The 26,278-nt window shown below is 27.8% G+C and carries 4 protein-coding genes; all 4 read right to left on the minus strand.

The genetic code is table 4. The features are described 5' to 3' along the window. Positions 1 to 227: 227 nt before the first annotated feature. On the minus strand, positions 228 to 8,789 hold the full coding sequence (locus EXC58_RS00895; protein WP_129725189.1) for a coiled-coil domain-containing protein: 8,562 nt from the start codon (positions 8,787 to 8,789) through the stop codon (positions 228 to 230). A gap of 14 nt (positions 8,790 to 8,803) precedes the next feature. Further along, on the minus strand, positions 8,804 to 16,531 hold the full coding sequence (locus EXC58_RS00900) for a hypothetical protein (protein WP_129725190.1): 7,728 nt from the start codon (positions 16,529 to 16,531) through the stop codon (positions 8,804 to 8,806). Between the two features lie 394 nt (positions 16,532 to 16,925). Beyond that, positions 16,926 to 17,270, minus strand: coding sequence for a hypothetical protein (locus EXC58_RS00905; protein ID WP_129725191.1), 345 nt, complete (start codon positions 17,268 to 17,270; stop codon positions 16,926 to 16,928). 433 nt (positions 17,271 to 17,703) lie between these two features. Further along, positions 17,704 to 26,274, minus strand: coding sequence for a coiled-coil domain-containing protein (locus tag EXC58_RS00910; protein WP_129725192.1), 8,571 nt, complete (start codon positions 26,272 to 26,274; stop codon positions 17,704 to 17,706). Positions 26,275 to 26,278 lie beyond the last annotated feature (4 nt).

Genomic DNA, 26,278 nt, shown 5'->3' on the forward strand with positions numbered 1-26,278 from the left:
TATAAATAGATATCTCTATTTTTGCGGAGATATTTTTAATATTTTCTTTTTAAGATTTATTATAAATAATAAAGAATTAGTTAATTTAGATAAATTAAATAAGCTATTTTAACTACATTTTTAGCTTTAATAAGTAAAAATGTAAAAAAGAAGTTCATAAATTAATAAAAAATCTCTCAAAATTATTGAGAGATAAAATATAAATTTTTATTTTCTTTTTAAAATAATTAACGTATTTTAAAGAAGAACTTGTTAATTATTGCTGAGTATAAACTTTCACGTGCTGATGATTTAACTAGTTGGTTAGCCTGTTGGTTAAAGTCTCTTGCTGGGGTTGCTCTTAATTGAGCAGTAGTAGGATCAGTTGGAGTTGTACGAAAGACTGTTTGTTGACCACCGGTAATTGGATAAATAGGTCCAGCTCCATATCCTATGTTTTGTGAAGTAGGTAATCAACTACTTAAAGAATTATTAAATATTCGATTATAAAGAGTTGAATGAATTTCAAAGGTTCTTGAAAGTTCTGAAGGAGTTGGAACATAATTTTGAGGAGCATTTCCTAATTTAGCTAATAAAGAATCAATAAAGGCTATATCTGAGGCTTTTAAATTATTGTTGTTATTGTTTTTTAAATTATTTAATTCATCTCTCAATTTATATCTATTAATAACAAATAAGGTATTTTCCGTTCATGAGTTGTATAAGTAAACTTTTCGTGCAATCGGATCATAATCAACATTAAATGAATATAAATTAACATTTAATCCTGTTGGAATTCGATTGTTTGGTGTATTTCATCAAGTTGCACTATCATTATAAATATTTGAATATCCTGGATCGCTACCTTTTAAAATATCATCATACCATTGAGGCTGAAATTGACCTTGACCAGATCCGTAAGTTGGAAATCCAGTTAAATATCCTCCCTGAAGTTGTAAAAAGGTAAATCCTTTTTCACTATCAAGAGGGAAAATAACTAATCTTTCATCTTCTTTAGAAGTAGTTAATGAAATATTATAAGTAACTGCTACAGATTCTTGGTTTCCAAAATCAAATCCATATTTAGTGGTACTATCACGATTATCTTTATCTAAAAATGCACTTAAACGATTATTTTGTCCTGTAGTTGTATAGTTTAAATTCGCTAAATTTGCATCAGTGGCAGTTCTAAGTGATGCCAAATATGAATTGTTAGGAGTAATAATTCCACTTTGATTTATGGTCGAATTATTATCGTTTAAAGCAAAAACTGCTGCTTTGAGTTTGTTATACACTTTAGTAATAACTTCTTGCTTAACAGTATTATAACTAGCATCTTGCATATTAGCAACTTGAGTAATATTTCAGCCAGCTTCATCTACATCTAAAACTTCAAGTTTTGATTGTAATGCTCCTTGATTTTGTGAGTTAATAAAAATACTTGTGGTTCCATTAGTAATTTTTACTGTATCAAGAGTTTTAAAAGTTAACACTACTTCTTTTTCAACTTCTAATTGACCAATATCAGTGGCATTTGATTCATATGCATAAACAATTTTGGCTTTTAATGATTGTCGATCTACTTCTGAAGCAGTTGGAGCAACAACATTAAATCACCCATTTTGATCATATTTTTTAATATAAACTTTAAATTTAATTGGTGAATAAATTGATTTTAAATCACTAGCATTTAAAACATCTTTTTTAGTATATGCAAATTGTTGAAACATATCTAAAAAGGCATCATTATTATCTATTTGCACTAAATTATTTTGAGCATTATTAGTTAATGCTTCAAACCTTTTGATAAACTCTTTTCGGGTTATCTCATCTTTAGCAATTGCGACTTTATATTTATGGTCAAAAGTTCCGTCTAACCCTGCTTCAATAGGAGTTAGTGGATTTTGTTCATTTGGATCATTGTTTAGCGAATCAAGCAACATTTGTTTGTTGTTATCTTCTTTGATTCAATTGTTATATTCAGTGATTTTATTTAATAATGTGCTTAGAGTGCTATCTAAAGAATTGGTTTTATTTAAGATAGTAAAATCAAAATTTGCAGTAGTTACGTTGTTTAAAGTATTTAAAATTCCTTGTTTAAAGGTATTAAAAGCATTTTTAATTTTATCAGTATCACTTGAAGAAACATTATATCTAATAGTTTCAAAAAGATCAGCAAAAACTTCTTCAAGTGGGTTTTTTGCCAGTGCATTAGTCACTGCATCTTTAATGCTATTAACTAGATTTAAAAAACTTTGATTAAAAGTATTAAGTAATGTTGCGAAATTTGCAATTGATCCAGAATCAGTTTTACTTGTAAGTGCAGTATAAAGATTATTTAATAATTCGAATTGATTTTTAAAAGCATCATATTGGTTTTCTAAACTTTCAATTTGATTGTATTTAAATAAATTAACGTTTTGTCCTGTAACGTTTTGCTTAAGTGCATTCAAAGTGCTAATTAATTTTACATAAAATCCACTTTGTCCTAGTTGTCCTTGTTGCGGAGCAGGAGCAAATTTTTCTTCAAAATGAGCTTTAATTGCGTTAACAAAAGTAGTGATAATATTTTGGTAATTTCCATTAATAATATTTACTAATGCATTAATTTTAGTTTCAAAGTTTTCTGTACTGTTAAAATCAGCTCCTAACGCATTATCAATAGTGTTTTTTAGTGTTAAAAGCGGAGTATATTCAGCACTTCCTAGTTCGCTTCCAGCAAGCACATTTGTTTTACTTGGTGCAAAATCATTTACATAATCTGCAACAGTAGTTTGAATATTTTCAACAGTGTTAGTTGCTTTGGTATATAAATCAAAAATCTGTAAATTAGCTACTGATTTAGCATTTGCTAAATAAACATTAACTTGTGAGTACGAAAGATCATCTTTATTACTAATTGCAGTTGTTAAATCATTAATACCTTTTGCTTCAAAGTTATCAACATAACTTGGAGCTACTCCATTAACTGCAAAGTTATTTTTTGTGCTATCAAAGAAATTTTTAATTTGATTATTAGCATTAAGTTGAGTAGTAAGTTGATCTTTTTTAGCACTAATTAGCGATTGGATGTGATCTTTAATAGTATTTAAAAGTTGAATTTTTGTAACTTCATTATTTTGATTTTCATTTAAAGTAGCTGCAACTCCACTTTGGTTATTATTGATTAAATTTCTAAGATCAGCAATTTTACTTGCTACTTCTGTACTATCTAAATTTTGATCCTCTAAAGCAATAAAACTTTCAGCTCGAACAAATTCTTTTTGTAAATTGATCGAATTTTCAAGGACATATTTAATCAATGTGTTTTTAACACTTGCAGGTTCGCTATTTGGAATATCAGCAGCATCTCTAAAGTATTTGTTAAAAAGTTGTTCAGGAGTTAAAATGTTATTGTTATACTCATTTTCAAAAGTATCGAGTTTAGCTTTAATAACGTTTTTAGATGATGTTGCTAAAATAGCTTCACTATTATATTGATTTTTAACTTCTTCAAATTTAACCAATAAGTTTAATTTAAATCGTTGAGCTTCTAATTCTAAAGCAACATTTTCAATTGAATCATTACCAGTTAAAGACATTTTGTTTGTGTCACCAAAATAACTTTTTGCTTTGCTTATTAAGGTTTGAGCTTGAGTTTTTTCATTATTAAGCAATGCTTCATTACTAATAATAGTATTATCAAGTGCATTTAATTCATAAGCTTTCTGAGCTAAATTTTTAAGTCCATCTAATTTATTTTCGATGAGATTAACTTTGCTACGAATAACATTTAAATCTCCACTTTGATTGTTAATGGTTCAAGAATTTTGAACATTATTTTGAGATTCTAAAGTATTTAAAAGATTAAATAAATCATTTTTTAAATCATTATGAACTAGTGGAGTAAAATCTTTTGCTCTGAGAGCATTTATTTTAGTTTCAGTGGTTACACGGTAGGCATTTCTTGCTTGAATATAATCTTTTTGATTGTTAATTTCAGTGATAATTTGCTGGGTTAAAGCGTTATATTCTGCTACGTTTTTAGAACTTGCGGAAGTAATGTCAAATAAATCATTAACATTATAAATATTTCCTTGTACTTTCCCAAGAACAGAATTTGCATAAGCTGTTGCTCGAGGAACGCTATCTCATACTAAAAGTAAAGTTGCTTCTAAATCATTTGCTGATGTAGCATCATTGTTATTAGCAAGAGTATTTGCATAAGTAAGAACATCTAAATTAGTGCTAATAACATTTTTATATGCAGTGGCTTTTTGAGTTAAAATATTAATTTTTTGAACTGATTCTTGTGTATAATCGTCATTTTGAGCTGTGTTTTCAAAACTATCTAAGTAAGCATTTATTTCTGCCTGTTTAGATAAACCTACTTCCCCATTTACACTGCGTAAATTGAAGTTATTATTACTTAAAATATCTTTAATTTCTTGCAATTTAGTTGCAAGGGCATCTGAAGCAAAGATTTTTTTAGCAGTAAAGTCTATTTTGTTGCTTAACTGATTGTAAAATTCAAGGTTACTTGGTTGAGAGTTACTTGGTAATTTAAAGTAATTATTTTTTGCTTCAGTAAGAAAAGCATTGAGCTTTTGAGCGTAAGAATTAATTAAATTTGAACTACCATTTGTTAAATTATCCAAAATATTTCTAGCTCCAGCTACATTTTTTGCAAGCGTAGCTATCGCAGGCACTTCATCTCTAATAGTGTTAACTTGATGAAGTAATTTAATTAATTCTTCTCTAGATGTACTGGTTGCTGCGGAGGTTTTAGTTGCTGCAACATAACTATTTAACTTGCTTGTAACGTCACTATCATAAGTAGCTCCAAGGGCATTTTCAAGTGATTTAATAAGTCCTAGTTGTCCATTTGCAAGATCTTGATTTTCTAAAGTTGAGATAATATTTTCTCGAATTTCTTGAATTTCAATTTCTTGTTCATAAGTTTTAAGTAACTCTTTGTATTTATTATCTATTTCAGTAAATCCATCTGAAGCAATTGGAAGAGATTGCTCAACTGCATCCTTAAGAGTTTCAAGCGAAAGTGTTTGTGAAGTAATTTGTGAACGATTTTTAGCAAGATAATCAGTAATTCGTTTTTGTAAAGTAAATAAATCGCTAAAGCGGTTAACTTTTTTGTTAATATCTAAAACATCTTCAAGTGATAAAGTATTTAAATTTAAATTATTTTTAACACTACCATTAAAAGTATCTCATCCACTTTTTACTTTATTATGTAGATCCGAACTACCAAAATTTGAAACAGTAGCAGTAGTGTTAATATCTTTGAGTTTATTTAAAACTATATCTTTATTAAAAGCAATTTCAAGTTTACTTGAGTATGCGTTTATATCATCTGTATCAACATTAACTTTTTGATCTAATTGTTTATCATGAGCATAAGCTTCTTTAGCTTTTTTAAAGTAAGTATCAAAATCATAATTTGGATTACTTCCAATTAAAGCAACTACGTCTGCATTTAAAGAAGTTTGTTTAGCATCAACTTGAGTAATTGCTTGGCTAAATAAGTCAAGTAAATCTTGTTTTTGGATTTGGTATAACTTAATTTTGTTTTGAAACTCAGCTTTTTTGGCATTAATTTGATCAATAGTTAAATCATTATTGAAAATAATTGCATTGCTTTCTTGTAAAATTAAGTTAATATCTCTCTTAAGTGGAGCGTAAATTTTTCAATCTTTATTTTCTTCTAAAACATTCTTTAATTGGAGATAAACGTCTAAAAACTCTTTTTTGGCTATAATAACTTCTTTAGCTTTATTTAAGTTCAAAATTTTATTTTGAATTTCTTCATTAGAATCTCCAACTCCTAATTCGTTATTTAACAATAAATTCGAAATATAATCAGATAAAGTTTGAGTTGGATTAACATTGTATAGATTGTACGCATCAAGCAATTCACCAGAAACATTAGCAAGTTTTTCTAAAAACTCCATTTTTGTAGCCGAAGCACTAGCTTTTTGGAAGTTTAATTGTGATTTTTGTACTGTTGCATAAGCATTAACTTTCTCTAGCGCTTTTGCAAAATTATCATTTGCTCCACCAACAGTAGTTTTTTTAGTTGCTTGAATGTTTTGGTTAATTTTTTCGATTTTTTCTTGCTCATAAGCAAGTAAAATTTCATCTCCTCGCTGTAAAAGATTAGCCTTAGCATTTTCGAAAGCTTCTAAATTTGGAATATTATCAGGATTATTTAACCTAGTAATTAATTCATCAATGCTTTTGATTTCATCTCTTCCCCGAGAAATTGATTTAGCGGTTTTGTTTCCACTATAAGGAGCTGAAGTTTTTTCTCCAATAATTGTAAGTAAGCGTTTTTTATTAATTTCAGCATCAAATAAATAAGGAGTAATAGCAATTAATTGATTTGCTTTCGAAATTGATGCATTTGAATTTTGCTCATTTGAAGTATCTTTAGCTTCTTGGAGTAAATCATTGTAATTTTTTAAAAGTGCTAAAGCACCTGGAGAGGTTAAATCACCTTGGTAATTAGCTTCAATTTCATTTTTAAGTTGTGCAATTTTTTGCTCAAGTAAAATCTTAGTGTCAGCCTCATTTAACTCCTTTAAAGCTTTAGAAAGAGCTTTTTGAGCATCTAAAATTTGCTCTTTAGTTGCATTAACATTACTATAAAGACTATCAAGTTGGTCACGAACTTTTTGTAAATTATTGATATAAGGTTGTAAGGCAATTGAATTTAAAGATTCTTGTTTTGTTGCGATAGTATCGCTTGCTTGTTTATCAAGGAGTGATAATTTTCGAAAATCATTTCCAGTATCACTTAAATTATTAAGTTTTGTTTGTAAATTTGCAATATCAACTGCAAGCTGTGCATTTCCACTTCCGGAATTAATTTCACCACGTATTTTGTCTAAATCAGCTTTGTATTGGTTGTATAAATCAATACGTTTTTGCTCTTTATCTGTTGGGACGTAATTATCATTATTATCTGAAAAAACAATTTTTAAATAATCATCGGTAAAATCAGAATCTTTTTCAGCTTTTGTTTGTTTATTAGCATTAATTAAATTCTGTAATTTTAAATCATAAATTTTTATTTGCTTAATTAGTTCAACACTTGAAATTGGGTTAAAATCAACAACCATTTTTTCGGAAGCTTCATTTAACTTAACTGCTTCATCGACAACAATACTATTTAACGGATTGTGTAAATTCTTTACTAAAGTGATTTTCTCGTTCATTAGTTGAATTAAATTCTTTAAATCGTCTTTAAGAATATTTCTTAAATTTTCATTTAAAGTGTTTTTAATTGAATTTAAAAACGAGACTGTAACATTATCTGAATAAGTTTTATTTACTTGATTGTGTAATTCGTTAAGCTTACTTTTAATATCTTCACTTGTAAAAGATAATCCATTTACTTCGTTAATTTGTGTTTCTATGAGTTTAAGCTCGTTGTTTAAGTAAGTTAAATCTTCAATTTCTTTAACTTGAGTTTTGTAATAGTTAAATAACTGATTAGCAAGATTTGAAGCTGAGAGATTTTTATTAATAATTCTATGAATTTCTGATTGAATGATTGTTTGTTTAGTTAGACTAATAACATTATTTTCTTTAGCATTTTTAGCTTTTTCTAAAAGTTCAGCCATAAGCGAATTAGCAAATTTTACAGCATAAAATTCACTAAAAAGTTTTGCTTTTGCACTAATAAGATCTTTTTTATCATTAACTGCAAGCACCTGAGCTATTTGCTGGGATAACATTTCTTTGTTAAATCTAAGCGAAGAATCAAATTTATCCACATAAGTATTTAACTCAGAAATAACTTGCTTAATTTCAGCAACAGTTTTTTGAGTATCAGAAATTTGTTGATAAAAGGTAACTACACTATTGTGAATTTGGTTAATATCAGCCTTAGAAAGAGCAATATTTAAATTAATTTGAGTTGAACTAATGAACTTTTTAACATTTTCTTTTTCAGCTTGAGAGTAAGCCGCATTATTTTCATAAGGTTTTATTAGTTTTAAATATTGCTGAATTTCGTTAATTTCACTTTGAGAATTTTGTAAAACTTCTTGAAGTTTTGAGACTTCTTTAGTGGTATCTTGAGAAGCGATTTGTACTTCATTAAGTCGAATATTATCACTAATAATACGTGAATAAAGTGGAGTTAAGGAGTTTGAAACATCTTTTTTAAGTCCTTCAAAAGGTAATGAATCAAGCTGAGCAGATGTTCCTTCTAAAAGTTTAATAAATGGAGCTAAAATTTGATTTTGTAAAACTACCAGTTTGGAAATTTCTTGAGAAACATTTTTTAAATATTCTTGTTTTTGTTTGCTGGTTGCAGAATAAAGATCTTCAAGAAATTTAATTGACTGATCTTTTTTAAGTTGAGTTAGTTGATTTTTTAAATCAAGTTCTCTAATCCGACCTTCTTGATTGGCAAGAATTTTATTTCAAAAAACACTCGGTTCTTCATCTTGAGCTTGAACTTTATCAAGGTTTTGAATGTAAAAATCAAACGCACTTGCTTGAGCTTGGTCTAAAGCCACTAATTTTGCTTCTAAATTTGTCTTTTTGCTAGTTCATGAATCTTTTGCTTGATTATAAGCTTGAAAAACTTTGTCTTTTTCATTTTGGGGAGCATCAATATATGGAGCGTATAGTTTAAATAGATTTTCTCCTTCAAGGAAATTTCCAAATACTGTTGAATTATTTACTGATTCATTTGAGTGAATTAGAAATAAAGTTGCACCCAAACCGACAGCTACAGGAACTGCTAATACTGATGTTAAAACAAAAGTTTTTGCTGATTTTGTGTTTTTCATTTTAATCATGATATCTCCTTATCTTAGTGCAATTTGAATTTAATATCAAATCTTCCATTTGATCCAATTGCAGTTATAAACTCTTGTTCTGCAATTCCTCTTCCTTTTCCAGAATTATTATTGTCTTTTTGAATGTTTCGATCGCCACTTCATAAACCTGAATTAGATAAATTATCAAAGGCTAAACTTGCAAGATCTCTGATTTTTATTTTGGTCATTACATAATCATAAAAAGCAGGTAAAGTTGATGTGGCTGCTGCACTAATTCCGGCTGTTGTGCGTTTATATATATCAACATGTCTAAGAACTTCAGAGTTTCCAAGAGAAATATTTTGTACTGCAGCTGAAGGTTCTTTATCAAATCGATTTAAAATTTGTCAGGTAATTACTATCATAGCTGCATTCCCTTGAGCATCAAAAGCAGGAATTCCAATTACAATTGGTAAAAAGAGTAAATTTTTACCTTGGTCAAGATTTTGTTGATATTGGTATTGATAATTTTGTTCTCACATATAAGTATTTCTATTTGCTTGAGATAAAACTGCATTTTTATAACTATTTCCGTTTTGGTGTTGAATTCCGCTATCTGAAGCAAAGTTTGGATTTAAAGTTTTTCAGAAAATAGTAGTTCCAGATTGGGTATAACCTCTATAAGAACTTGATAATTTAACTTTAATTCTAAAGTTAGGTGAAGAATTAGTGGTATTTGATGCTGGAGCATCAATTGATTCGTTAACTCCTTCGGTAAAGTAGTATTTATTATCTTTGAGTAATTTTAAAGTCGAATATTTGTTGAAGGCTCCAAATAAACGCACTGGAGCTTGTAAATTATTTCATCCAGCTTGCTCGGCACTAAATAAAGTTTCTTGCAACTTACCTGTATCTTGAATATTTTCTTTAGAAATTACAAATTCATCTAAAGTTTTAAAATTAATTCCCACATTTTCAAATTTAATTCCAAAGTTAGTTACACTACCAAAAGCACTATCATTATTATTTAATGAAGCTGGTTTAGTAAATCTAAAGAATAAATTCATAAATCCACGTTTTATTGATGGATCAGAAGTTAAACGGCTAGCTACATATTCTGAGTTAGCTAAAGCGGCTGATTTATAAGCAAATACTTCTACATTGGTTGTGTTAAAGAAGTTATTTACTCCTTTTAAAATGTTGAAGCTATCAAATAAATCTCCTAAAAGCCCACCTCCATTTGCATCAAATGAAGAATTTAATTTTTTAGCTTTATACATTGTTCCGTCAATTTCAACATCTTCTTCTACAAGACCATTTATTCCATCTAATTTTTCTTTAAATGTTTCTAGTGAAGTGGTATCTTTTGGAGAAATATTCTCATAATTTAATTTTCCTGCATTGCTTTGAGAAAGGAAATCAAAGAATAAATTGGTGTTATTTGAATTGTTAGTTCAATTAAATAATTGCAGTGCAATTGAAAATCCTCTAGTGATGGTGCTATAAATATCAATATCAGTAGCACTTTTTGTTAGGGTATTTAATGCATTTTCGCCTTCAATAGATGGGGTTGCTATTTTTGAATACTCATTTTTAACTAAAGTAAATTTATCGTCATTAGAAGCTAAATTTGCTGCATTTTGAGAGTTAGAACCAATAAATTTTAAAAGATTAGCTAAATTAGCACGTCCATCAAAACCAGTTTCTCCCTCAATAAATTTATGAAGAACTTTTTGCAAGGTGTCATTGTCATTTGCGTTTGTTCCAAAAACAATTTCATCTAGTTTTTCTTTTGCTTTAGCTATTGCAACCACAATATCTTTATAAGTATTAAAGTAACTTGTTCGTGCTTGGGTTGTTTGTGCATCTGTAGCGCTTGCAAAAGAAATATTACTATCATCAGCTTGAGTTTGAACTTGATTTGCAGAATCATTGGTAATATTTGCTAAATCAGCTAAATACTCAGTAATTTTAGTAGTTAAACCTGCTGTTTCAGAATTTGTATTTTTTAAAGCAAAACGAACATTATGATCTTGGGAATTATCAGTAAATTCATTTTTTATTCGAGTAAAGTTACTAATTCCTAGTAAAATCGAAGGAATTGATTTAATTGAAATAAGATTTTGATAGTAATTAAAGAATTCATTAGCAACACTTGAGAGAGTTCCGATAATATCAATATTAGCATTTGCTTCTAAGAAAGTTTTAATATTTGCATCTGTATCTGTTGATTTAGTAGCATAACTTTGAGCATTAGTGTGTAAAGCATCAGCTGCACTAGGGTTAGCTGCACTATTAAAATTATCAAGTTCTGCTTGTGTTATTCCAGTAACTTTAAGAACAAATTCTTTGGATGCTCCATTGGTGTTTGAAGCATTTAAAAAGTCATAAAACTCATTAAATTTCGCTTTATAAGAGTTATAACGATTAGCTTCTCATTTAAATATTGCTAAACGTTGATCTTCATATTTAGTTATTGCAGATGCTAAAGTAGTATTAAATGTTTCTAATTTAATAGCAGTAGAAATATCAATATTTTTAATTGCATCAACTGCAGTTTGCACATAATCATTCATTCTTGGAGTGCTTTGAGCATTTGGATAATTATTAGTTAAATATTTATCTAAATCTAAATGAAGAGCATAAGCTGCTTTTACTTTAGCACTTTCAGCTTTTAAAATTTCATCTAAAGCTCCATTATTTGAATTATAAAGCTCTGAAGCAAATCTTAATTTATCACCTTCATTATGATCAGAAGCTTCAAGTACTCTTGTAGCTTCAGTTATTTTAGTTTCTAAAGCAGTATATAAATCCTTAATATTTTGTGGTTCATAATTTGAATTTGAGGCAATTTTCGCTTTATATGAAGTTAAATATTCTTGAGCTTTATGAATATTTGCTTGGAGAATTTTTGAATTAATAAAAGCGATATTGTATGAAGCATTTGAAGAGCCAGTAATATACTTATCTAGCAGTTGAGCATAATTTTCTTTGCTTTCAAGAGCTGGATTTGCATTTAACTCTTCGAAAGGTTTATTTAAAATATTTGCAAGCGGTGTTTTTGCATTAGAAGTTAAATAATCATCATTCCCTGGATTTGTATTAAAGTTATTTAAATCATTTTGAGTTGTTGCGATTTGAGTTGCAAATTTTAAACGTTCAATAAATGTGTCTAATAGAAAAATATTATTATCTAAAAGCGAAGAATCTTTTTGAGTGTAATAATATCCAGTTGCTTTAGTTATTTCTGCATCTAATTTAGCAATTGAACCAGTAATGTTTGGGTTTTGAGCTATTGCTGTATTATTTTGAGCTGTAGCTTTAGCAGTATTGGCTTTAGCTACAAGTTCAGCAAGAATTTTATATTTTTCAAAAAAGACATCAATTTCAATTGCATTTCGAATTGATTCGTCAATAGCTGCTTTATTTGTGGCATTTTTAATTTCTTCTGCACGAGCATGGAAGAAATCATCTGCTTTTTCTTTTAATTCTGTAAATTGTGAATCAACAGTTGTTGTATTAGCACTATAAAGTTGTTCAGTTTCTTTAACTTTAATTCCTTTTTGATTTGCATCATCTTTATAAAGTGAATCCAAAGCTACTTTACGGGCAAGGTATAAATCTTTAGCGTTTTGGAACTCATTAACTAAATTAGGAATAAGTTCAGTTTCAAGTTCGGTAGCAGTTTTATTATTGTCAGGAATGCTTTTTAAAATAGCATCAGCAAGTAATTTTGCATCTTGATCAAAACCATAATTAGCGGCATTTTGGCGACTTTTATAGGTGAAATTATTATATGAATTATCAGTTAAAACTTGGTTTTGTTCATTTAATTTATCTTTTTGTAAGTCAATTAATTTTTTTAGTGATGCAAGAGTATTTTGAACATTAAATAATTTGTTTTGAGTTACTGGAATTTCATTTAACATTTGAGTTAAATGATCGTAATAACCTTGTATTTTTAACTTACCATCTTGAGCAGTTCCTTGAGCTCCAGTTCCTGTAGCATATCCATTAGTTGAATTAGAAACATCTGGAATATTTGTTTTATCACTTTGAACTTGGGCATACACTGCAGTAAATTTGTTAAACAAGGCAATTTTATTCTCAAGACCTTTTTCTTTAGAAATTATTTCAATAGCTGAAAGATTTAAGTATCCATCTTTGTATGAATTGTAAGTATTGGTTAAATCAGTAATAATAGATTGTTTGCCTGTCTCATTTTGAGAAAGACTATTATTTTGAGAAATAATGTTATTTGCTTCTTTTGACTTAAGTGCTAGTTGCTTTAAGTTTTCTTCTTTAAATTCTAAAGCACTTAATTCATTATCGATATTAATTAAATCAGCTTTATGAGTAACGGCATTTGTTTGAGTTAAAAGATTTTGTAATTTAGCATCAATTTGAGTTTTTAAATTTGTATCAATATTAGCAACCAAAGTATCAAGTTTATTATCAACAGCTGTTTTATACTCATTGATTTTGTTTGTTTGAGTTTCTTTTGCTTCTTCAAGCGAAACAACATCAAAGTATGCATCTCTAAATTCGTTTCTTAAAGCTAAAATTGTATCTGAAGATTTAGAATAAAAAGTACTTTGATCGGCATTTTGATATTCGGATTTATTATTTAATCTTGCAAATAAAACATTATCAGGGCGAGAAGTATTTAAAGTTTGTCAATTTTTTTGACCTTGAGTGGTTTTTGAATTAGTGTCAAAATAATCAAAAAGAGTTTTTAATTGCGAAATTAGTGCATTTAAAGATGAAATTTTTTGATAATCTCTCTTAATTTGAACTAAATCAGATGCGTTATTATAGCCTTTAACAGTATCTCTAATTGCATTTTTTCAATTGATAATGATAGTTTTTCATCCATCACTGTAATTATTTTTAACATCAGTAGAATAATTATTAAATGGTGTGAATTTAGTATCTATTTCATCAGCACTTTGAACAAAACCGTCTTTAGCATACGAAAGAGAGAGTTCGTCTAGTTTTGTAAGAAGCTGTACAGTTAAAGTAGTTTTTTTGCCATTTACATCAGTGGCATTTTGTAAGTTTTCAAACTGAGTAAAAACTGCATCAGTAAATGTTGAATTAGCTAAACCATCAGCGGTTTTACGCTGGTCGTATTCTGTTTTAAGCTTATTTTTAAGTGCTACGGCATCATCATAAGCTTTTTTAATGTTGCTTTTAATTTGGTTTTCTTTTTGAGTTGCAAAATTAATATCATCTTTAAGAGTAGCCAAATTAGCATTTGTAACATAAAATTCAGCAATTTTAGCTTTATAATCACTAATTTTGCTTTCTCATGTAGCAATTGCTGTATCATAATTAACATCATTGCGCTCGGTTTGTGTATATACTGATTTAAAAGTTTTAATATTATTTTCAGCTTCAATACGAATTGAAGTTTTTGATAATTCGGATGTTAAAATTCGAGTTTTGAAATCAATAACGCTAACACTATCTCCAAAATGAATTAATGTATCAGTTGGTTCACTTTGTGAGCCACTACTTGGTTTATTTAAAATTGATTTCTCTAAAAGTTCATAAGTAATTGGATTATCACTTTGGGTAATGCTTTGCAATTTTGTTGCACTAGCTTTTAGCGCTTTAGCTAATTTAAGATAGTTTTTAATGTTATTTTCAAGTTCATCCACTTGAGCTTGTGTTTTGTCGTTATCACTAATTAAATTTTCAGTTACGGTATTAATTGTTTCAATTGAAGCATTGATTTGATTATAAGGTCTTTGCGAAGCAATGGCTCCAGTAACTTTATTATCTTGAATTTCTTTGTTAGTTTTTTTAAGTTTAGCTACCGAAATAGATAGTCCTAATTCTAAGGTTTTACTTTCAAGCTTTTGAGTTTTTTGGATAATTTCTTCCTTATTAAAATCAGGATTAAATAAAGTTAATAAAAAGGTATCCACTTCAGAATTTAATGCTTTAGCGGTGCTGTAATTACTATCTGGTTTAAAAGTTCCATAATCATCATTTTCAGTATCATTAACTAAAGCTTTGAGTGAATTATTTTTCACTTCTAAATCTTTAGCTGCTTGCACAACTTCAATTAATGCTGCAATATTAGCGTTGATGTTATCTCTTTGTTCATTAGTTAAAGTAGTGCTTCCAAGTTCTTTTTGATACCCAGTAAGTTTATCCAAAATTTTCTTTTGTATTGGGGTCGGAGTTCCTCCAAGTGAATAAGGAGCAAAAGTTTGATTGATAAAATTAAAGTTATCTTGGAGTGCTTGAGTACTTTGATATTCAGCTTGTTTTTCTTTGTAAGCAACAATTGCATCGTCCATTTGATTGTTAATGTTTTGCAAATCAAGATTACCTGAAGCTTCATTTAAAGCACTTAAAGCATTAGTTTTAATTTGTTTAATTCTAAGAGCTTCTTTTTCTAAGAAAGTTTGCTCTGATTTTTTACCCATTGAAGAAGCAAGAGCCTGTTCTCCTTGAGCTATTTTTAATTCAAGTTCTTTAAAAGCTAGAGTATTTTTGGCTAAGTTATCTAAAGCCTTAATAAGTTCAGTAAATTTAGTTTGTTTTTGCTCTTGGGTCAAATTAGGGTTTTGTGAAGCTATTTTGGCTTGTTTTTTTAGTTCTAAAGCTTCTTGTTGAAGTTTTTGTCCAAATTCTGAAGAAATTTCGCCATTAACTTTGCCAAAAACTAAATTAATAGCTTCTTTGGTTTTATCAAATTTTAATAAACTTTCTTGCAACCCTTGACTAATGTTAGCTTTTTGATGTTGTTCCTGATATTGTGCAATTAAAAATTGCATTTCTTCACGAATTGCTGTTGAATCTTGGGGAATAAGTAAAACTGCTTTTTGATTTAAAAAGTTTAAAGTGTCTTTAATTTTAAAATCGATATCACTATCAGGTTCTACAAGTGTAAGAGCTAATTTATATCAATTTCTTAGCTCGATCCGATTAATTTCTCTAAGTTCATTTGATTTAATTCTGAGTAAATCATTAAGCTCTTTAATTGAAACATTTCCATTTAAAGCTTCTTGAATTTCTGCAGACATTTGTGTTAAATCGCTCTTTTTAACGCCTAATTCGTCATTAAGTGCATTCACAATCTGATCATCTAACTTTTTAAGCGAACTTTTAAAAACTCTTCTAAGTAAGACATTATCATAAATATCATTATAAAGTTTATTTAACTTTTCTAAGTATTGTTTAATTTGATTAAAACTTGAATCGGTAATATTGTCTAGTTGATCTTTGAAACTTTTTGCATCATTAACACTAAGATCATTATTACTTAAATGTTGATTAATTTGCTTATTAATTTCATTTGCAAAATCTTGAATGTTTTCAGCACTAGTAGCTAAATTAGTTACTTGAGAAATACTATTTAAAATCTCTCCTTCGCTTTCAGTAGGATTATTTTGAATTTTTTGCACTTGCATTGCAACTAGCTTTTTGATATTGCTATCAAAACTTTCTGCTTTTAAAGCGTTTAATCTTTGTGATAAATTTTGCAGTAACTTATTTTTATCAGGAGTTTCTTGAATTAATGTTTTTAGCTCATTGTTAACTAACTTATTTAAATAATCAATTTCTTGAGCTTTAGTAATTGCTAAAGATGGAGAAACATTTCCAGCAATTTTTTTGTAATTATCAATTCGAGTTAAGAAATCTGCTTTTAGTGACTGGTTAATATCTGAAGTATTAACTTCATTTTTTACCCGAATAACATTTTCTAAAAAGTTATTCAAAGATTTATTTTCTTCATTTTTAGTTATGTTTAGTTTATCAATCATTTGATCATAGACTTTTTCATATTCTACGATTGCATCTCTTGAATATTGTGGTTGAGCAAGTAAAGATAAAATTTGATCAATAGTTGAAAGTAATGCACTTTTTTCTTGTGCGCTAAAAAGGTTTTGTGAATTTTTAATAAGTTGTTCATGGTTATTTCAGATTTTATTTTCTAAAACAAGCGAAAATTCATTTTGCTTTTTAATGAGCGGATCAACAACTTTATAAAAGCTTTCAAGTGCTTTATTTGCGGTTGAAGAATCCGAAACAGCACTAAGGACTGTCTCCTTAGCACCTTTAATTGCATTTTGAAAATCAACATCTTTAACTAATGAATAATATTCATTAATTAAATTCCTTTTCTCTTGTGGATCCTTAGAAACATTAAGTAGTGCCTTAGGCGTAGAGTGCCTTAGGCGTAGAGTGCCTTAGTTCGTTTCGTTGTTGAAGCATTTTTGCAATACTTGAATCTTCGTTAGCTAGTAATTGATTAGCAAAATCAACTTCCTTGAAAAGCTTTTGAATCTGTTCATTATTTAATTGTTCTTGTGAAAGACTTTTTAACGCATTTTGAGTTTTGATTACTTGATTTTTAAGTTCCATAAAAAAGTAATTTTGTTCACGAGGAACTTGGTAAGAATTGTGCAGTGACAATAAAGTTCCCACAGATATAAGCGCTACACCTGCAGTTGCACCAGTAGCAATTCCTAATGCAGTAATTGCTTTTTTTGGATTTTTCATAAATACACCTCAAAATTATTTATAACAATTATATTAATTAGCATTTTTATGCTTTACAATAAGAATATTATTAACTAATATAATACTAAATTTATTGATTTTAGTCATAAATTTACCATAAACAGTCAAAAAATTGCATTTTTTGACAATTAATAAAAATATTTCCAATATTTTTAAATTACAAATCTTTAAAATAAATTCTTCTTTGAAATATAATTCTGTGAATTATATGGACAGATTTTTAAGAAAATAAATAGAATAAATAATGGTAAATAATAACTTACTAGTAAATTATACAAGCTATTTTAAAATGAGCTATTTTATTCACGTTTTTAGATTAAATAAGTAAAATTCGTAAAAAATAAGATTTTCACTTAAAATAAAGTATAAAAAAATATAGGAATATAATATCCTATATTTTTTGTAAAAATCATTATCTAATTTTAAATCAGAATTTATTAATTGAAGCTGAATAAAGGGCCTGACGAGCCGAAGCTTTAATTAAATTATTTCCAAAATTTCTTGGAAAATCTGAAGCTGGAACATTTCTTAAAGTTGCAGTATTTGGAGTTGTTCTACTTGTTCTAAAAACGGTACTTTGTCCTCCTGAAAGCGGGAAGACAGGACCACCTCCAAACGAAGAACTCGAACTTCAAGGAAGTCAGTGTGAATTATCGCTATTATTAAAAATTGCATTAGGTAGCGAAGCAAAAAGCGAAAATGCTTTAACTAATTCACTTGGTAGTGGTCGATAATTTTGAGGATTATTTCCAAATTTATTTTTTAAGTTTGTTAAAAAATCTCGATCACTTTGTTTAAAAGTAGCATTATTTCTATTTGAATTTAAACTATTATTAAGAGAACTGTTGTTAATAACAAATAATATATTTTCTGTTCATGAATTATAAACATACACTTTTCGAGCTACTGGATCATAATCAAAATTAAATGAATATAAGTTAAAGTTTACACCAGGAGGAATTTTGTCATTAGTTACAGTTCATCAATCAGTAGTATTATTATAAATATTTAGAAATCCACTTCCGGCTTTTGTTAGAGTGTAATCATATTTTTGTGGTCTCCCTACTTCAGCAGTATCTTTTCCATATGGAGCAATTCCGGTAATAAATCCCGCTTGCATTTGTAAAAAAGCAAATCCTTTTTCACTATCAACAGGAATAATATCTAAAACTTCATCTTGTTTTTTAGTTGTTAAAGTCACATTGTAAGTAATTGGAATTGATGCTTGATTATCAAAATCAAATCCATATTTAGTGGTACTATTACGATTATTTTGGTCTAAATATGCACTTAATCGATTGTTTTGCGAAGAAGTTACGTATCTAACATTTTGTAGATTTGGATCATTTGAAGTATTAAGAGCATTTAAATAATTTTGATCCGGATTAATAACATTAGTGCTTAAAGCAGTTGAATTATTAGTTAAATTAAAAATTGACGCCTTCATTTTGTTATAAACTTTAGCAATAACTTGTTCTTTAACACTTTGATAATTAGGATCTTGAGCATTAGCTACTTGTGGGATATTTCATCCGGCTTCATCAACATCAATTACTTCATATTTAGCATTAGTACCTACATCAGTTGCATCTTTAATAAAGATACTTGAGGTTCCGCTTGCAACTTCAATTTTATCAAGTGTTTTAAAAGTAATTACCACATCTTTTTCAGTTTTAAGACCACCAATATCAACATTACTTGATTCATAAGAATACACAACTTTAGCTCGAAGCGATTGGCGATCTACTTCATCAGCAGTTGGAGCAACTAAATCAAATCATCCATTTTGATTATATTTTTTAATATAAACTTTCAGTTTAATTGGTGAATAAATTGATTTTAAGTCTCCTGTATCTTTAAGATCTTTTTTAGTAAAAGCAAACTGATCAAACATTGCTAAAAAAGCATCATTATTATCAATTTGAACTAATTCAGAAGTATTAGCATTTGGATTTGCGCCAACAATTGCATCAAAATTTTGAACGAATTTTTTCCGTGTATATTCTTTATTTGTGGAAATAACTTTATACTTTTTATCAAAATCACGATCTAAATTTGCTTCAATTGGTGGAAATAGATTAGCTTTATTAGGGTTATCATCAAGTTGAGTAAGTAGTAAGTTTTTATTTTCAGCTTGTTTAACTCAATCTTTATATTCAGTTAATTTATTAATTAAATCAAATAAAGTTTGATCCAAAGAAGAAGTTTGGTTTAAGTCTGCAAAATTAAAACTATTAGTCGCATTAACGCTATTTGAAAGGGTTTGAATTGATTGTTTAAAAGTATCGAACTTAACCTTAATAGCATTGGTATCATTTGAAGTATCTGAATATCTAATAGTTTCAAAAAGATCAGCAAAAACTTCTTCAAGAGGATTTTTGCTTAGAGCTTTGCTAATAGCATCTTTAATTCCATTTTCTAATTTTAAGAATTCTTTATTTAAATGATCAACTAAAGTAGCAAAATTAGCTAGTGATCCTGAATCATTTTTTGAAATAATTGAATTATAAATTTGATTAACATTTTCAAATTCATTTTTAAAAGCATCATATTGGTTTTCAAGTTCCTCAGCTTGATTATAACGGTATAAATTATAAGTTTGACCATTGATATTTTGTTTAAGTGGATCGAGTTTATTAATTAATTTTACATAAAACCCAGCTTGTCCAACTTGACCTTGTTGAGGGGTTGGAGCAAATTTTTGTGCAAATTTATCTTTAATAGCAGTTACAAAATTATTAATTGTAGTTTGATAATTACCATTAATAATGGCTAATAAAGCATTAATTTTAGTTGCATAATTTTCAATATTATTAAAGTCATTATCATTTAAAGCGTGGTCAATTGAATCTTTTAATTGCAAAATTGGTGCATAAATAGTATCATCAACTAGCGAACCAGATCGAACAATAGTTTTACTTGAAGCAAAATCATTATAATAATCTGCCACTGTTGTTTTAATGCTATCTACAGCATTAATTGCTCGATTATATAAATCAAAAATTTGTAATGAAGCAACTGCTTTAGCACTTGCTAAATAGACATTTACATCCGAATAAGAAAGAGTGTCTTTAGTGTTAATAGCACTTTCTAAATCATTAATTCCTTTTTGAATGAAATTATCAACATAACTTGGAGCAGTTCCTGGTGCTAAAGTATTATTAACTGTATCAAAGAAGTTTTTAACTTCATTATCAGTATCTTTTTGTTCAGTTAGTTGATCTTTTTTAGCACTAATTAATTGATTAATATTATTTTCAATGGTATTACGCAATTGAATTTTAGTTGCTTCATTATTTTGGGTATTATTTAAAGTTACTTGCACTCCGCTTTGGACATTATTAATTAAAGCTTCAAGTTGATTAAAACTAGTTTCAACAGCATTATTATCTAAATTAGTATTTTTTAAAGCAACATAACTTAAAGCTTTATTAAATTCTCTTTGTAAACTAACAGCATTTTCTAGAATGTATTTGATAATCGAATTTCGTGCGTTAACATCAGTTACATCAGCAGCATTTTTAAAGTAAGTATCATAAAGTTGCTCTAAATTAGCATTTTGAGCATTATAAGCAGTTTTAAATTCGTTTAATTTACTTAAAAGAACATTTTTAGCTTGAGTAGGTAAAACTGCATCGCTATCAACTTCAGCTTTAACTTCATCATAAGCACTCAGTAGTGTTAATCTAAATTTTTGTGCTTGAAGATTTAAAGTAACATTTTCAATAGATTCACTACCAGTTAAAGACATTTTATCAGTGTCGTTGAAATATTCTTTCGCTTTATTAATTAATTGATCAATATTTGCCTTTGCTGCAGTTACTAATGGATCATTACTTACAATTGTGCTGTTTAAATTATTTAATTCATAAGCTTGAGTAGCAAGATCTTTAAGTGCATTAAGTTTATTTTCAATAATAGTGACTTTATTGCGAATTGTATTTAAATTTCCACTTCCATCAGGAGCGATTGTGAAAGTATTGGCGGTATTATTTGAATGATCTAAAGTTTCTAAAAATGTCAGTAAAGCATTTTTTAAATCATTTTGAATTATTGGTGTAAAGTTTTGGTTTTTTAAAGCTTCAATTTTTGTATGAGTTAAGTTTCGATAAGTATTTTTAGTTGAAATTAAAGCTTTTAAATCACTAATTTCTTGGATGATTTTATCGCTAAGTTGTGTGTATTGGTCTAAAGTTATTCCATTTTGAGAATCTAAATTAAATAAATCATTAACATTGTAAGTATTACCAACTTTAACTCCAAGAGAAGAGTTATTATATGCATTAGCTCTTGGAATGCTATCTCATACTATTGAAATTAATGAGTTTAAATCACTTGCATCGGTAGTGGAGTTAGTATTAGCTAAAGTGGTAGCATATTTTAAAACATCTAAATCAGTACTAATAATATTTTTAAATGCGGTGGCTTTTTGAGTTAAAACATTAATTTGATCTACAGCAGCCTGGTCTTTGTTATTATTGCTGATTGCAGTAGTTTCAAAACTATCTAAATAAGCATTAATTTCACTAAGTTTATCTAAGGACACTTGTCCATTTAATGTTCTTAAATTAAATTCAGAACTATTAACAATTGTTTGAATTTCTTTTAACTTAGTTGCCAAATCATCTGCAGCAGAAATTTTTGCAGCAGTAAAAGTAATCTGATTACTTAAATTAGTGTAAAAAGCAATATTATTAGCTGAGCCACTTTGAGTTTCTTTAAAATAGCTATTTTTAGCTTCATTAATTAAAGTATTAAGTGATTGTGAGAATTGATTAATAATATTTGAATTTTTATTAGTTACAGCTAAATCCACATTTTTAGCACTTGCAACGTCTTTTGCTAGCTGAGCAATTGAAGGAACTTCATCTTTAATAACATTTACCTTAGTAAGCAAATCCACTAAATCTGCTTTGACTGTTGCAGTGTTTGCAACCACCTTGGTGTTTGCAATGAAAGTGTCTAACTTAGTTGTAACGTCGTTATCATAAGTGCTTCCAAGTGCATCAGTGAGATTTTTAACAATTCCAAAAGGCCCATTTGCTAAATTATCGTTTTCTAATGTTGCAATAATATTTTCACGAATTTCTTGAGCATCAACTTCTTTAAGATATACCTCATTTAACTTATTATATTTATCGTTAATTTCATCAAAATTATCTGAATTAAGTGGAAGAGAAGTATCAAGAGCATCTTTTAATGCTTCAATTGACAAGGTTTGAGATTGACGAGAAGGACTTGCAACATAATCTGCAATCCGTTTTTGAAGCCCTAATAAATCTAAAGAGCGGTTAATTTTATTAATAATTGCTTTAACATTATCTAATGCTAAATTATTTAGTGAAAGAGAATTTTTCACCGAAGTATCAAAACTATTTCAAGCTATTTTGGTTTTATTATGTAAATTAGTATTTCCAAAACTTGCTGAATTAATAATTGCTTGTAGATCTTTGAGTTTATTTAGAGCTAAATCTTTGTTATATCCAACTTCAAGTTTGTTTAAATATGCGTTTATATCATCAGTATCAACATTAACTTTTTGAGCTTCTGTTTTGTCGTTTGCATATGAAGCTTTAACTTGTGCATAGTAAGTGTCGAAATTATAAGTAGTATTAGAGTTTTTAATTGTTGTTAAATCAGCATCAAGAGATATTTCTTTTTGGTTAACCTTATCAATTGCTTGGTTAAATGCATCTAAAAGATCTTGTTTTTTAGTTTTATAAAAATTAATTTTATTTTCAAAAAGATCTTTTTGAGCTTGAATTTGTTCAACAGTTAAATCATTATCAAAAATTATTGAATTGCTCTGTTGAAAAATTAAATTAATTTCACTTTTTAGTGGCGCATAAATTTTTCAATTTTTATTTTCTTCTAAAATAACTTTGAGTTTTTCAAAAACATCTAAAAACTCTTTTTTAGCTTGAATAATGTTTTTTGCTTTAGTTAAATTTTCAATTTTTGTTACAATTTGTTCATTTTCATCAGCAGTATTTAATTCATTATTTAATAATAAATTGGAAATATAATCAGCTAAAGGAGTGGTTTTTGAATTATCTTTATATAAATTATATGAATTTAAAAGGTCTCCTGAAAGATCGGCTAAATTCTTAAGAAATTCCATTTTTTGAGCAGCTTCTTGAGCTTTTTGGTAGTTAATTTGAGACTTTTGTACAATTGCATAATTATTAACTTTCTCTAAAGTATTTGCATAATTTAAATTAGCACTACCGCTTTGGCTATTTTTAGTATTTTGGATTTCTTGATTGAGAATTTCAATTTTATCTTGCTCATAAGCAAGTAAAATTTCGTCCCCACGATTGAATAATTCGCTTTTTTGGTTTTTGAATGCTTCTAAATTTGGAATATTGTTTGGATCATTTAACCTTGCAACTAAATCATTGGCATTTTGAATTTCTTCATTTCCACGTTTAATTGAAGTATTTGTTTTAGAACCGGTATATTTAGCTGAATTTTTCTCTCCTATAATTTTCATTAAACGTTTTTTGTTTAATTCTAAATCATATAAATATGGAGTAATTTCAATTAATGAATTAGCTCTAATAAGTAAAATATCTGATTTTTGATCATTAGAGATATCCCTTGCTTGAGCTAATAAATCATTATATTGATTTAAAAGTGCTTGAGCTCCTGGAGAAGAAAAATCATTTTGATAATTAATATCAATTTCACTTTTAAGTTGAGTAATTTTTTGTTGAATTAATACTCTAGCATCAGCTTCATTTAACTCTTTAAGAGCTTTTTGAAGCTTTTTATGGGCCGCTATGATTTGATCACTTTTGGCATCAGGGTTAGCAAAGAGAGAATTAAGTTCTAAACGAGCATTTTCTACTGAATTAATATATGGTTTTAAAATAAGCGAAGTAGGTCCATCTTGTTTTGTGTTAATTGTTGCTTGAGCTTGTTGATCTAAAAGTGATAAAGCACGAAAATCATTTCCAGTGTCAATTAAATTTTGCAATTTTTTTGAAAGCTTTTCAATTTCTAAAGCAACTTTTTCATCACCATTTCCGGAATTAATCATTTCTCTAAGTTGATCAAGATCGTGTTTGTATTGATTATACAAATTGATTCGTTTTTGTTCTTTATCTGTAAAAACATGTGCATTATCATTATTTGAAAAGACAACATTTAAATAATTATCAGTAAACTCAGAAACATTTTCTGCCTTTGTTTGTTTATTAGCATTAATTAAATTTTGAAGTTTAATATCATAAGTTTTGATTTGATTGATAATTTGTGTTGATGGAATAGGGTTAAAATCTTCAATCATAACTTTTGAAGAAGCATTTAATTTTTCAGCTTCATCAACAACAATGCTATTAATAGGATCATTTAAATTTGTAACTAAAACAATTTCTTGGTCCATTAAATTTATTAATTGTTTTAAATTAGTTTTTAAAATCTCTCTAAAAGATTCATTAAGCTTGTTTTTAACTGCATTTAAATATGCAGCAGAAACAGAATTTGAATATGTTTGAATAACTTGATTGTTTAATTCTTTAAGTTGATTTTTAATATCATCACTAGTGAATTTTAAACCATTTATATCTAAAAGCTGTGCTTGAATTAATTTCAATTCATCATTTAAATATGCTAAGTTTTCAAGCTCATTATTTTCAACATTATAAAATTTGAATAACTCATTTGCAAGTTCTTTTGCCCTTAAGTTTTTATTAATAATTGCATCTATTTGCGATGATAGCAAAATTTCTTTAGTTGGAATGATAATGTTATTTTTTAATGCTTGGGCTGCGTTTTGTTGAATTTCATTAATGATTTGATTTGAAAATTTTAAAGCATAAAATTCACTAAAAAGATTTGATTTAGCACTAATTAGTGCTTTTTTGTCATTTATCAATAGTACTTGAGCAATTAATTGGTTAATTAATTCTTTGTTAAATCTTAATTTAGAATCAAATTTATCAACATAAACATTTAAACCACTTACTACTTGCTTAATTTCTGCAACAGTTTTTTGTGTATCAGAAATTTGTTCATAAAAAGTAACGACACTATTACGAATTTGATTTATATCACCTTTATTTAAAGCAATATTTAAATTAATTTGAGTGGAATTAAGAAATTTTTTCACATTATCTTTTTCAACTTGGGTATATCCGGCATTATTTTCGTATGGTTTTATTAATTTTAAATATTGTTCTATTTCATTAATTTCACTTTGCGAACTATTTAGAATCTCTTCAAGTTTTGAGACTTCTTTATTGGTATCTTGAGAAGCAATTTCAACTTCATTTAACCGAATATTGCTGCTAATAATACGAGAATAAAGTGGAGTTAATGAACTTGAAACATCTTTTTTGAGTCCTTCAAAAGGAAGGGTATCAAGTTTAGTGGCGGTTCCTTCAAGAAGATTAATAAATGGGTTTAAAATCTCATTTTGAGATGCGACCAATTTTGTAATTTCAGAAGAAATGTTTCTTAAATATTCTTGTTTTTGTTCATTTGTAGAACTATAAAGAACATCAAAAAACTTAGTTGATTGATCTTTTTTAAGTTGAGTTAACTGATCCTTTAAATCAAGTTCTCTAATGCGACCTTCTTGATTAGAAAGAATTTTGTTTCAAAAAATCGACGGTTCTTTTTCTACAGTTTTAACTTTATCAAGATTATTAATATAAAAATCAAATGCACTTGCTTGAGCTTTGTCAAGGGCAATTAATTTCTGATTAAGCTTTGTATCTTTACTTTTTCAAATATTTTTAGCTTCATTATATGCTTGAATTATTTGGTTTTTTTGGTTTTCTGAAGCACTAATGTATGGAGAATAGAGTTTAAATAAATTTTCACCTTCAAGGAAGTTTCCGTATACAGTGGAACTATTTACTGCTTCATTTGAGTGAATTAGAAATAAAGTTGCACCCAAACCAGTGGCAGCAGGCACTGCTAATGCTGAACTTCAAATAAAGGTTTTTCTTAATTTTTTGTTTTTAATTTTAGTCATAACT

This window comes from Mycoplasmopsis citelli (assembly GCF_900660645.1).
Classification (GTDB): domain Bacteria; phylum Bacillota_I; class Bacilli_A; order Mycoplasmatales; family Metamycoplasmataceae; genus Mycoplasmopsis; species Mycoplasmopsis citelli.